This is a genomic window from Actinomadura violacea (assembly GCF_017573465.1).
GTDB classification, from domain to species: Bacteria; Actinomycetota; Actinomycetes; order Streptosporangiales; family Streptosporangiaceae; genus Spirillospora; species Spirillospora violacea.
This window is the reverse complement of sequence record NZ_JAGEPF010000009.1, coordinates 68,156-80,638: the sequence shown is the minus strand read 5'-3', so window position 1 is coordinate 80,638 and position 12,483 is coordinate 68,156. Positions and strand designations below refer to the sequence as shown.

11 protein-coding genes are annotated in these 12,483 nt (G+C 72.9%); all 11 read left to right on the top strand.

Going from position 1 to position 12,483, the window contains the following annotated elements; genetic code table 11:
- Nucleotide 1: 1 nt before the first annotated feature.
- The gene (gene pucL, locus J4709_RS15255) at nucleotides 2-868 is read left to right on the top strand and encodes a factor-independent urate hydroxylase (RefSeq protein ID WP_208241164.1); all 867 of its coding nucleotides are present in this window, start codon (nucleotides 2-4) and stop codon (nucleotides 866-868) included.
- 13 nt (nucleotides 869-881) lie between these two features.
- Entirely contained in the window at nucleotides 882-1,754 is an 873-nt protein-coding gene (locus J4709_RS15250) for an FAD binding domain-containing protein (RefSeq protein WP_208241162.1), read from the top strand.
- Complete coding sequence (locus J4709_RS15245; RefSeq protein WP_208241160.1) at nucleotides 1,754-2,239, top strand: (2Fe-2S)-binding protein; 486 nt, start codon at nucleotides 1,754-1,756, stop codon at nucleotides 2,237-2,239. The genes J4709_RS15250 and J4709_RS15245 overlap by 1 nt, the downstream gene beginning before the upstream one ends.
- Nucleotides 2,236-3,588 carry an 8-oxoguanine deaminase gene (locus J4709_RS15240; RefSeq protein WP_208241159.1) on the top strand — a complete coding sequence of 451 codons (1,353 nt, stop codon included), beginning with the start codon at nucleotides 2,236-2,238 and terminating at the stop codon, nucleotides 3,586-3,588. The genes J4709_RS15245 and J4709_RS15240 overlap by 4 nt, the downstream gene beginning before the upstream one ends.
- A complete protein-coding gene (gene pucD / locus J4709_RS15235; protein WP_208241158.1) occupies nucleotides 3,589-5,922 on the top strand; it encodes a xanthine dehydrogenase subunit D in 2,334 nt (777 codons plus the stop codon). It abuts the gene before it with no gap.
- A 176-nt stretch (nucleotides 5,923-6,098) separates the two neighbouring features.
- On the top strand, nucleotides 6,099-7,544 hold the full coding sequence (locus J4709_RS15230; RefSeq protein ID WP_307801261.1) for an NCS2 family permease: 1,446 nt from the start codon (nucleotides 6,099-6,101) through the stop codon (nucleotides 7,542-7,544).
- A gap of 9 nt (nucleotides 7,545-7,553) precedes the next feature.
- Nucleotides 7,554-8,636 carry an XdhC family protein gene (locus J4709_RS15225; RefSeq protein WP_208241156.1) on the top strand — a complete coding sequence of 361 codons (1,083 nt, stop codon included), beginning with the start codon at nucleotides 7,554-7,556 and terminating at the stop codon, nucleotides 8,634-8,636.
- Between the two features lie 14 nt (nucleotides 8,637-8,650).
- A complete protein-coding gene (locus tag J4709_RS15220) occupies nucleotides 8,651-9,037 on the top strand; it encodes an allophanate hydrolase-related protein (RefSeq protein WP_208241155.1) in 387 nt (128 codons plus the stop codon).
- Nucleotides 9,034-9,843, top strand: coding sequence for a hydroxypyruvate isomerase family protein (locus tag J4709_RS15215; protein WP_208241152.1), 810 nt, complete (start codon nucleotides 9,034-9,036; stop codon nucleotides 9,841-9,843). Before J4709_RS15220 ends, J4709_RS15215 begins: the two co-directional genes overlap by 4 nt.
- Nucleotides 9,840-10,724 carry a 2-hydroxy-3-oxopropionate reductase gene (locus J4709_RS15210; RefSeq protein ID WP_208241151.1) on the top strand — a complete coding sequence of 295 codons (885 nt, stop codon included), beginning with the start codon at nucleotides 9,840-9,842 and terminating at the stop codon, nucleotides 10,722-10,724. The genes J4709_RS15215 and J4709_RS15210 overlap by 4 nt, the downstream gene beginning before the upstream one ends.
- Before the next feature lie 26 nt (nucleotides 10,725-10,750).
- Nucleotides 10,751-12,466 (top strand): glyoxylate carboligase, encoded by a 1,716-nt coding sequence (gene gcl, locus J4709_RS15205; RefSeq protein ID WP_208241150.1) that lies wholly within the window; start codon nucleotides 10,751-10,753, stop codon nucleotides 12,464-12,466.
- Nucleotides 12,467-12,483: the final 17 nt, after the last annotated feature.

The following is a 12,483-nucleotide window of genomic DNA, read 5'->3' as shown; positions in this document are numbered from 1 at the left end:
GATGGCCATCGTTCTCGGCCCCAACCGCTACGGGAAGGCGGAGGTCCGCGTCGTCCGGGTCACCCGGGACGGCGGGACGCACCGCATCCGGGACCTGAACGTCGGGGTGTTCCTGTCCGGCGACATGGACGAGGTGCATCTGACCGGCGACAACGCCGCCGTCCTGACGACGGACGCGCAGAAGAACACGGTGTTCGCGTTCGCGAAGAAGTACGGCGTCGGGGAGCTGGAGGAGTTCGGGCTGCTGCTGGCGCGGCACTTCGTGGACTCGCAGCCGACGATCCACCACGCCCGCGTGCGGCTTGAGGAGTACGCCTGGGACCGCATCACCGGCCCCCATTCGTTCGTCCAGGGCGGCACGGAGGTGCGGACGGCGGTGGTCCACAGCGACGGGTCGGACGGCGCCGAGTCGGTGGTCTCCGGCTTGCAGGACCTGACCGTCCTGAACTCGACGGGCAGCGAGTTCCACGGGTTCGTCCAGGACCGGTTCACGACGCTGGAACCGACCGACGACCGGATCCTCGCGACGGCCGTGACGGCGCAGTGGCGGCACCGCGGCACCGACGGGAAATGGGACGAGTCGTACACCGCCACCCGCGCCGCGCTGCTGGACGCGTTCGCGACGACGCACAGCCTGTCGCTCCAGCAGACGCTGTACGCGATGGGCCGCCGGGCGCTGGAGGTGCGGCCGGAGCTGTGCGAGGTGCGGATGTCGATGCCGAACAAGCACCACTTCCTGGTCGACCTGGAGCCGTTCGGGATGGACAACGACAACGAGGTCTACTTCGCGGCGGACCGTCCGTACGGGCTGATCGAGGGCAGTGTGCTCACCGACGACGCCCCGGACGCCCCGTCCGCCTGGAACTGAGGGAGGCGGCGATATGGAGTTCCTGCGCCCGGCGACCTGGGCGGACGCCCTGGCCGCGAAGCGCGAGACGCCGGCGGCGCTGCCGATCCAGGGCGGCACCGACGTCATGGTGGAGATCAACTTCGACGTGCACCGGCCGGCGGCGCTGCTGGACCTGAACCGGGTCCGCGAGCTGACCGAGTGGGACGAGTCCGGCGGCCGGCTGCGGATCGGCGCGGGCGTCCCGTACGTCCGGGTGATCGGCGAGCTGGGGGACCGGCTGCCGGGCCTCGCGCAGGCGTCCCGGACGGTCGGGTCCCCGCAGATCCGCAACCGCGGCTCGGTCGGCGGCAACCTCGGCGCGGCGTCGCCCGCCGGCGACAGCCATCCGCCGCTGCTGGCGGGGGACGCGGTGATCGAGGTGGAGTCGGCCGAGCGCGGCGTCCGGATGATCCCGGCGACGGAGTTCTACCTGGGCGTGAAGCGCAACGCGCTGGAGCCGGACGAGCTGATCCGGGCGATCTGGACGGCGCCCGCGCCCGGCCCGCAGTACTTCTCCAAGATCGGCACGCGGAACGCGATGGTGATCGCGGTGTGCTCGTTCGCGGTCGCGCTGCACCCGGCGGAGCGCCGCGTCGGCACGGGCGTCGGCTCCGCCGCCCCCACGCCGCGCCGCGCGGCGGCCGCCGAGGAGTTCATCTCGAACGAGCTCGACTGGGAGGGCCGCGGCCCGCTGCCCGACGCGGCGGCGCAGCGGTTCGGCGAGCTGGTCCGCGAGGCCGCCGCGCCGATCGACGACGTGCGCGGCACCGCGGACTACCGCAGGCACGCGCTGGCGGTGATGGCGCGCCGGACGCTGACCTGGGCCTGGAACGAGCACCGCGCGGAACGAAGGGAGGCTTCCTGATGCGCGTCAACGTCACCGTCAACGGCTCGCAGGAGACCGTCGACGATGTGTGGGAGGGCGAGAGCCTGCTCTACATGCTGCGGGAGCGGATGGGTCTCCCCGGCTCGAAGAACGCTTGTGAGCAGGGCGAATGCGGGTCCTGCACGGTCTACCTGGACGGCGTCCCCGCCTGCGCCTGCCTGGTCGCCGCCGGGCAGGTGGAGGGACGCGAGGTCCGCACCGTCGAGGGCCTCGCCGAAGGGCAGCCGGGGGACGAGCGGCTCGACCCCGTCCAGCAGGCGTTCCTGGAGACCGGCGCCGTCCAGTGCGGGTTCTGCACGCCCGGCCTGATCGTCCAGTCCCACGACCTGATCGAACGCAACCCCGCGCCGTCCGACGCCGAGATCCGCGAGGCGCTGGCCGGCAACCTGTGCCGCTGCACCGGCTACGAGAAGATCCTCGACGCGGTGCGGCTGGCGGCCCGGCGAAAGGCTGCACACACGTGACCACCATCATCGAGAACGCGCACGTCGTGACCGTGTCCGGGGACGAGCACCCCGGCGGCCACATCGTGGTGGAGGGCGACCGGATCACCGCCGTCGGCGCGGGCCCCGCCCCGGACGTCGCGGGCGCCGACCGGATCGACGGCACCGGCTGCCTCGCCACCCCCGGCCTGGTCAACGCGCACCACCACCTGTACCAGTGGGCGAGCCAGGGCCTCGCCACCGACAACACGCTGTTCGAGTGGCTCACGACCCTGTACAAGCCGTGGTCGAAGATGGACGCCGAGGTCGTCGCGGGCGCCGCGAGCGCGGGCCTCGGCTGGCTCGCCAAGTCCGGCTGCACCACCGCGTCCGACCACCACTACCTGTTCCCGCGCGGCCGCGGCGACCTGTTCGCCGCCGAGATCGAGGCCGCCGCGGAGCTCGGCATCCGGTTCCAGCCGTGCCGCGGCTCGATGGACCGCGGCGAGTCGCAGGGCGGCCTCCCGCCGGACGAGGTCGTCGAGGACCTCGACACGATCCTCACCGAGACCGCCGCCGCCATCGACCGCTACCACGACGCCTCGTCCGGCTCGATGCTGCGCATCTCGGTCGCGCCGTGCTCCCCGTTCTCCGTCACCCGCGACCTGCTCGTCCGGTCCGCGGAGCTGGCGCGCGACAAGGGCGTCCGGCTGCACACCCACCTCGCCGAGACCCTCGACGAGGAGGAGCACACCACCGAGCACTTCGGGATGACCCCGACCGAGTACATGGACTCGATCGGCTGGCTCGGCCCGGACGTGTGGCTCGCGCACTGCGTCCACCTGCACGACACCGACATCAAGCGGCTCGCCGAGACGGGCACCGGCACCGCGCACTGCCCCAGCTCCAACGCGCGGCTCGGCGCCGGCATCGCCCGTGTCTCGCACCTGCTGGAGGCGGGCGCGATGGTCGGGCTCGGCGTGGACGGCTCGGCGTCGGCGGAGTTCGTGCCGCTCGCCGGGGAGATCCGGCAGGCGGTCTACATGCAGCGCGCCCGGTACGGGCCGACCGCGCTCACCGCCCGGCAGGCGCTGGAGATGGCGACGCTCGGCGGCGCCCGCTGCCTCGGCCGGGAGGACGAGATCGGCACCCTCGAACCCGGCAAGCTCGCCGACGTCGCGCTGTGGCGGGTCGACGGCTTCCACGCCGCCGTCGATGACCCGGTCGTCGCGTTCGCGTTCGGCGGCACCCCGCCGCTGGAGCGGCTGCTCGTCGGCGGCCGGACGATCGTCGCCGCGGACACGCTCGTCTCCGTCCCGCAGGACGTGGTCGGGCGGCGCGGCGCCGACGCGCACCGGCGGCTCATGCGACTCGCGGAGGAGGTCCTCTAGATGGCCGCACCGGTCAAGGGCCCCGGCCCGGTGAAAAGCCCCGGTCACGTCGTCGCCCCGGGCATCGGCGGCGTCGGCGACAGCCCGCTGCGCCCCGACGGCACCCTGAAGGTCGCCGGCGAGTTCGCCTACGCGTCCGACCTGTGGATGGACGGGATGCTGTGGGGCGCGACGCTGCGCAGCCCGCACCCGCGCGCCCGCATCCGCTCGATCGACATCGGGCCCGCGCTCGCGACGCCGGGCGTGCACGCCGTCCTCACCCACGAGGACGTCCCCGGCCACAAGCTGTACGGCGAGGACCACACCGAGGACCAGCCGGTCCTCGCGATCGGCGAGGTCCGGCACCAGGGCGAGCCGATCGCGCTCGTCGCCGCCGACCACCCGGAGATCGCGCGCCGCGCCATGGAGCGCATCGCCGTCGACTACGAGGTCCTTGAACCGATCACCGACGCCCGCGCGGTGATCGCCGACCCGGAGCGGCTGAAGGTGCAGCCGCGCGGCGGCATCGTCCGGCACCAGCCGGTCCGCGTCGGCGACGTGGACGCAGCGCGCGCACAGGCCGACGTCGTCGTGATCGAGGAGTTCGAGGTCGGCATCCAGGACCAGGCGTTCCTCGGACCGGAGGCCGGCCTGGCGATCCCGTCCGAGGACGGCGGCGTCGACCTGTACGTCTCCACGCAGTGGATGCACAACGACCTGTCGCAGATCGCGCCGTGCCTCGGCCTGGACGAGTCGCAGGTGCACATGACGCTCGCCGGCGTGGGCGGCGCGTTCGGCGGCCGCGAGGACCTGTCGGTGCAGATCCACGCCGCGATGCTCGCCCTGCACACCGGCAAGCCGGTGAAGATGTCGTACAACCGGTACGAGTCGTTCTTCGGGCACGTCCACCGGCACCCCGCGCAGATGCGCTACGAGTACGGCGCCACCGCCGACGGGAAGCTCGTCTACGCCGACGTCGAGATCATCCTGGACGGGGGCGCGTACACCTCGTCGACCCGGAACGTCACCGGCAACGCCGCCTCGCTCGGCGTCGGCCCGTACGAGATCCCGAACATCAGGATCGACGCGTACGGGGTCTACACGAACAACCCGCCGTGCGGCGCGATGCGCGGGTTCGGCGCGGTGCAGGCGTGCTTCGCCTACGAGTCGATGATGGACAGGGTCGCCGCCGCCTGCGGGCTCAGCCCGGTGGAGTTCCGCCGCCGCAACGCCGTCTCGCAGGGCTCCAAGCTCGCGACAGGGCAGGTCATCGAGTCGCCGGCGCCGCTCGCGGAGATGCTGGCCCGGCTGGAGGCCATGCCGATGCCGGCCGCCTGCGACCCGTCCGACATCCGCAACCTGCCCGGCGGCGCGTCCCAGACCACGCACGGCGAGGGCGTGGTGCGCGGCGTCGGCTACGGCGTCGGGATCAAGAACATCTGCTTCTCCGAGGGCGCCGACGACCTGTCCACCGCCCGCGTCCGGCTGGAGGTCATCGGCGGCGAGCCGGCCGCGCTCGTGCACACCGCCGCCGCCGAGGTCGGCCAGGGCCTCGTCACGATCCAGGCGCAGATCGCGCGGACCGAGCTCGGCGTCCAGAAGGTCACCATCGCCCCCGCGGACAACCGGGTCGGGGACGCCGGCTCGTCCAGCGCGTCCCGCCAGTCGTACATGTCCGGCGGCGCCGTCAAGACCGCCTGCGAGGCCGTCCGCGCCGAACTGCTCGCGCGCGCCGCCCGCCGCTACGGCCACGGGGACCTCACCGCCGTCGGCGGGAAGATCGTCTCGCGGGCGGCCGGGGTGCTCGGCAGCATCGAGGACGTCCTCGGCGGCGACGCCATCGAGGAGACCCGCGAGTACCACCACCGGCCCACCACCGGCATGGACCCGGTCACCGGCCAGGGCGTCACCCACACCCAGCTCGCCCTCTGCGTGCACCGCGCCGTCGTGGACGTCGACGTCGACCTCGGCCTGGTCAAGGTGGTCGAGATGGCCGCCGTCCAGGACGTCGGAAAGATCATCAACCGGATCGGCGTGGAGGGCCAGATCCACGGCGGCTCCGCGCAGGGCCTCGGCCTCGCCGTGATGGAGGAGATCGTCGTGTCCGGCGGCCTCGTCCGGAACCCGTCCTTCACCGACTACCTCATCCCGACCATCCTCGACATGCCGCCGATGCGGCTCGACATCCTCGAGAACCCCGACCCGGACGCCCCATACGGGCTCCGCGGCGCCGGAGAGCCACCCACGCTCTCCTCCACGCCCGCCATCGTCGCCGCCGTCCGCGACGCCACGGGCAGAGCGCTCACCCGAGTGCCGGTTCGACCGGAGCACATCATCCAGGAGACCTCCGGCTAGCGATTGATCAACAGGGGCGGCCCGCGCCCGTTCTCGGGGGACGGCGCGGGCATCCACCCCACAACCGCACCCGATCGACCAGCACGGACGGCCCGCACAGGGCCGCGCCGGCGGCCGATCACGCCCCCGTGCTCGCCCCGGGGGCGACCCCGGACCCCGAAATGAGGGCACGAACCGTGACCGAGACCCAGGAGAGGCTTCCCGAGAAGCCGTCCGCCCCCGACCGTTCCGCGCTCGACCGGTTCTTCGACCTGCGCGGGCGGGGAACGACCGTCGCCCGCGAGGTGCGCGGCGGGCTCACCACCTTCGTCGCGATGGCCTACCTGGTCATCCTCATCCCGCTGATCATCGGTGACGCGAAGGACGTCACCGGCGCCACCCTGAACCCCGCGCAGCTCACCACCATGGTCGCGCTGTCGGCCGGGCTGACCACGCTGCTGATGGGCCTGGTCGGCAACGCGCCGCTGGCGATGGCCGCCGGCCTCGGCGTGACCCCGATCGTGGTGTTCCAGGCCGCCCCGCACATGACCTGGCCGCAGGCGATGGGCCTGGTCGTGCTGGAGGGCGTGGTGATCGTGCTGTTCGCGCTCACCGGCATCCGGCAGCTGATCATGGACGCGATCCCGCTGGCGCTCAAACAGGCGATCGGCGTCGGGATCGGCGCGTTCATCGCGCTGATCGGCCTCGTGGACGCCGGGTTCGTCGGCCACCACGACACCGCCTCCACGCCCGTCCAGCTCGGCGTGTTCGGGCAGCTCGTCGGCTGGCCCGTGCTGGTGTTCTGCGCCGGCCTCGTGCTGACGCTGGTGCTGTTCATCCGCAAGGTGCCGGGCGCCATCCTGATCGGCATCGTCGCCGCGACCGTGTTCGCCGTGATCATCGACAAGGTCGCGAAGGTGGACCCGAAGACGTGGGGCGCGGTCGAGCCGAAGCTGCCGCACTCGGTCGTCGCGACGCCCGACTTCGGGCTGATGTTCAAGGTCGACCTGTTCGGCGGGTTCGGCCGGGCCGGCGTCGTCACCGCGACCGTCGTGCTGTTCACGCTGGTGCTGTCCGGGTTCTTCGACGCGATGGGGACGATCCTCGGCGTCTGCGAGGAGGCCGGGATGACCGACGAGAAGGGCCGGCTGCCCGGGCTCAGCCGCATCCTCACCGTGGACGGGTTCGGCGCGATCGTCGGCGGCGGCGTCAACGGCTCGGCGAACACCGCGGTCGTCGAGTCGGCCGCCGGCGTCGCCGAGGGCGCCCGCACCGGCCTCGCCAGCGTCGTCACCGGGCTGCTGCTCACCGCGCTGATCTTCCTGACGCCGCTCGCCGGGGTCGTCCCGGTCGGCGCCGCCGCGCCCGCGCTGGTCGTGGTCGGCGCGCTGATGATGTCGCACTCCCGCAAGATCGACTGGGCCGACATGGAGATCGCGATCCCGGCGTTCCTCACCGTCGTGCTCATGCCGTTCACGTACTCGATCACGGTCGGCGTCGCCGCCGGCGTGCTCGCCTACACCCTGCTCAAGGTCGCGCGGGGCAAGTTCGCGGAGATCCACTGGCTGCTGTACCCGCTGTCGCTGGTCTTCGTCGCCTACTTCGCCCTGCACCCGATCGAGGAAGCCCTCGGAATCAAGTGAGGACCGTTCATGCGTGAGATCGCCGACCGGCTTGCCGCCTGGAACGACGCCGGAGTCCGGTACGCCGTCGCCGTCGTGGTGGCGGTCCGGGGCAGCGCGCCGCGCGCGCCGGGCGCGGCGATGGCCGTGTCCGCCGCCGGCGAGGCCGTCGGGAGCGTGTCCGGCGGCTGCGTCGAGGGCGCCGTGTACGAGCTGTGCCGCGACGCCCTCGACACCGGCGAGATTGTCCGCGAGACGTTCGGCTACAGCGACGACGACGCCTTCGCCGTCGGCCTGACCTGCGGCGGGACGGTCGAGGTGCTCGTGTCGCCGGGGCCGGTCCCCGCGTCGGCGCTCACGCGTGACGACCAGGTGGCGTTCGCCCACCTCATGGACGGGTCAGGCGTCCTGGCCGTCCGTCCGGACCACCACACCGGCACCACCGGACGCGCCGACGTCGACGCCGCGATCGTCGCCGAGGCCCGCGCCATGCTCGACGCCGGCAGGACCGGCATCGTGTCGGTGAGGTGCCGCGACGACCTCGAGGCGTTCGTCCACAGCCACGCGCCGCCGCCGCGGCTGCTGGTCTTCGGCGCGATCGACCACGCGGCGGCGCTCGCGCGGCAGGGGAGCGTGCTCGGCTACCGCGTGACGGTCTGCGACGCGCGGCCCGTCTTCGCCACGCCGGCCCGCTTCCCCGGCGCCGACGAGGTCGTCGTCGACTGGCCGCACCGCTACCTCGCGGCCGAGGCGGAACGCGGCGCGCTCGACGGCCGGACGGTGGTGTGCGTGCTCACCCACGACGCCAAGTTCGACGTCCCGCTGCTGAAGGTCGCGCTGCGGCTGCCCGTCGCCTACGTCGGGGCGATGGGGTCGCGGCGCACCCATCACGACAGGCTCGCCCGGCTGCGTGCGGCCGGGCTGTCCGGCGGGGAGCTGGCGCGGCTGCGCTCCCCGATCGGGCTCGACCTCGGGGCGCGGACCCCCGAGGAGACCGCGCTGGCGATCGCGGCGGAGTTCACCGCCGCGCGCCGCGACGGCACCGCGCTGCCCCTCGGGCAGATCAACGGGCCGATCCACCACGACCGGGCCGCCGTCGCGGCGGCCCAGTGAACGGAGGAGAGGACGTGCCACCCATATTCCTCAACGGAGGCGCGATGCGCGGCGGGCCGCTGCATCACCTGCTGGACGGGGCGCCGCTCATCGCGTCCACCGCCACCGCGCCCCGCTACCGCTTCTACTCGGTCGGGGACCGCTGCCCGGCGCTGTCGCCCGTCGCGCACGGCGGCACCCGCGTCGCCGGCGAGACCTACGAGGTGACCCTCGACGTGCTGCGCGACCGGCTGCTGCCCGCCGAGCCGCCCGAGCTGGAGCTCGGCGTGATCGAGCTGGACGACGGGTCGTCGTCGCTCGCCATGCTGCTGCGCCGGCCGTACACCTCCTATGTCGGGCTGACCGACATCACCGAACATGGCAGCTGGCAGAGCTACCAGAGTTCGAAGGAAGCCGCATGAACGCGAACCGCACGTGGGCCGTCAACTGCTCGATCCTCTTCACCGACCTGCCGCTGGAGGAGCGGCCCGCCGCCGCCAGGCACGCCGGGTTCGACGCCGTCGAGTTCTGGTGGCCGTGGCCCGGCACGCCGGTCCCGTCGGCGTCGCAGGAGGACGCGTTCTGCCAGGCGATCGAGGACGCGGGCGTGCGGCTCATCGGCCTGAACCTGTACGCGGGCGACATGCCGGCGGGGGAGCGGGGCGTGCTGTCGGACCCGGCGCGCGCCACCGAGTTCCGCGCGAGCGTGGACGTCACCGTCCGCATCGCCGAGCGGACGGGCGTCCGGGCGTTCAACGCGCTCTACGGGCAGCGGCTCCCCGGCGTCGCCGCGTCCGAGCAGGACCGGGTCGCCGTGCAGAACCTCGCCTACGCCGCCCGCAAGGTCGGCGCGCTCGGCGGGACGCTGCTCATCGAGCCGCTCGCCCGCGGCCTGAACGGCGCGTACCCGCTGGAGACCGCCGATGACGCGGTCGCCGTCGTGGAGCGCGCCCGCGCGGCCGGCGCCGCGAACGTCGCTTTCCTGTTCGACGCGTTCCACCTGGCCAGCAACGGCGACGACCTGGAGAAGGCCGCGCGGCGGCACGCCGCCGACATCGGCCACGTGCAGATCGCCGACGCCCCCGGCCGCGGCCGTCCCGGCACCGGCGGCATCGACTTCGGCGCGCTGTTCGCGCTCCTCGACGAGATCGGCTACCGCGGCCGGATCGCCCTGGAGTACACGGACCCGCGGCCGGACTTCGCATGGATGGAGAAGCACCGCACATGAGCAAGATCGGATTCATCGGACTCGGCATCATGGGCGTGCCGATGGCCGCCCACCTGGTCCGCGCGGGCCACGACGTGACCGGCTACGACGTCGTCGCGAAGGGCGTGGACGCGCTCGTCGCCGCGGGCGGCTCGGCGGCGGACGGGGTTCCGGCCGCGGTCGCCGGCGCGGACGTCGTCGTCACGATGCTGCCGCAGGACGAGCACGTCGAGGCCGTGTACTTCGGCCCGGACGGCGTCCTGGAGAACGCCGCGCCCGGCACGCTGTGCATCGACTTCTCCACCATCCGGCCGGAGACGTCGATCAAGGTCGCCGAGGCCGGGCGGGAGCGCGGGCTGCGGGTGCTGGACGCGCCGGTCAGCGGCGGCGAGAAGGGCGCGCGGGACGCCGTCCTGTCGATCATGGTCGGCGGGGACGAGGCGGACGCCGACGCCGCCGCGCCGGTCTTCGAGGCGGTCGGCAGGACCGTCGAGCGGGTCGGCGGCAGCGGCGCGGGCCAGTACGTCAAGGCCGCCAACCAGCTGATCGTCGGCGGCACGTACGCGCTGGTCGCCGAGGCGATCGTGCTCATGGAGGCGGCCGGCGTGGACGCCCGCGCCGGCATCGACGTGATCGCCGGCGGGCTCGCCGCCAGCCGCATCCTCGACCTCAAGCGCGCGTCGATGCTGGACCGCGAGTTCGCCCCCGGCTTCCGCATCGACCTGCACCACAAGGACATGGGCATCGCGACCGCCGCCGCCCGCTCCGCCGAGGTGTCGCTGCCGATGACGGGCATGGTCGCCCAGCTCATCGCCGCCGCCCGCGCCCGCGGCTACGGCTCCCTCGACCACTCCGCGCTGCTGAAGGTCGTCGAGGACCTCTCCGGCCGCACGGCCGCCTGACCACCCGGAACCGAAGGAGAAGCATCATGCCGAAGATGCCCGTCATGCGGGCGGTGGTCGAGGTCCTGAAGTCCGAGGGCGTGGACGTCGTCTACGGCTGCCCCGGCGCCGCGATCCTGCCGCTGTACAAGGCGATGGAGGAGGACGGTGGGATCGCGCACCTGATCGTCCGGCACGAGGAGGGCGCGACGCACATGGCCGACGGCTGGTCGCGCACGACCGGCGGCGTCGGCGTCGCGATCGGCACGTCCGGGCCGGCCGGCACCAACATGATCACCGGCCTGTACACCGCGCACGCCGACTCCGTCCCGATCCTGTGCATCACCGGGCAGGCCGCGTCGGACAAGCTGCACCAGGAGGCGTTCCAGGCCGTCGACATCGTGTCGATCGCCGAGCCCGTCACCAAGTGGGCGGTGCAGGTCAAGGAGGCCGCGCAGGCGCCGTGGATCTTCCGGGAGGCGTTCCGGATCGCGCGCAGCGGCCGGCCCGGGCCCGTCCTGATCGACCTGCCGATCGACGTGCAGAAGCAGCTGATCGAGTGGGACGCCTCGATCGACGCGCCGCTGCCCGTCGCGAAGGTCGAGCCGCACCCGCCGCGCGTCGAGAAGGCCCTCGACCTGCTGCTCGCCGCGGAGCGGCCGCTGATCCTCGCGGGCGGCGGCGTGATCCTCGCGGACGCGCACGCCGAGCTGGTGGAGCTGGCCGAACTGCTGCAGGTGCCCGTCCAGGCGACGCTGATGGGCAAGGGCGCGATGGACGAGGACCATCCGCTGTACGCGGGGATGACCGGCGTGCAGACCTCGCAGCGGTACGGCAACGCCTCGTTCCTCGAATCGGACCTGGTCCTGGCGCTCGGCGCCCGGTTCGGCGACCGGCACACCGGGCAGCTCGACGTCTACCGGGAGGGCCGGACGTTCATCCACGTCGACATCGAGCCCACCCAGATCGGGAAGGTGTTCGGCCCCGACCTCGGAATCGTGTCGGACACGAGGCTGTTCCTCCGCGCCGTCATCGACCTGGCGCGCGAGCGCGGCGCCGGGCGTCCCGCCGGGGACTGGGCCGCGCGGGTCCGGGAGCTGAAGGCGACGCTGACCCGGCGCGAGGACTTCGACGACGTCCCGATCAAGGCGCCGCGCGTCTACAAGGAGATCAACGAGTTCTACGGCCCCGACACCTACTTCGTCACCGCGATCGGGCTGTACCAGATCTGGGGCGGGCAGCACCAGAAGGCCGCCAAGCCCCGGCACTACCAGGTGTGCGGGCAGGCCGGGCCGCTCGGCTGGGAGATCCCCGCCGCGATCGGCGTGAAGACCGCGCTCGCCCGCACCGAGCCGGACGCCGAGGTCGTCGGCATCGTCGGCGACTACTCGTTCCAGTTCCTCGTCGAGGAGCTGGCGGTCGCCGCGCAGTACGACGTCCCGTTCGTGCTGATCATGCTGAACAACGAGTACCTCGGGCTGATCCGGATGGCGCAGGACCACGGCGGCTACGCGATGAACTACGAGGTCGACATCCGCTACGACGAGCACGGCGCCGACAACGTCAAGATCATGGAGGCGTACGGCTGCGCCGGCCGCCGGGTGCTGGAGCCCGGCGACGTCCGGCCCGCGCTGGAGTGGGCGCGCAAGGAGGCCGCCCGCACCTCCCGGCCCGTCCTCGTCGAGATCATGATCGAACGGGAGGCCGACACCGCCAACGGAGTCCGGATCGACGACGTCCGCGAGTACGAACCCGTCCCGTAGTCCCGTCCCTGCAACCC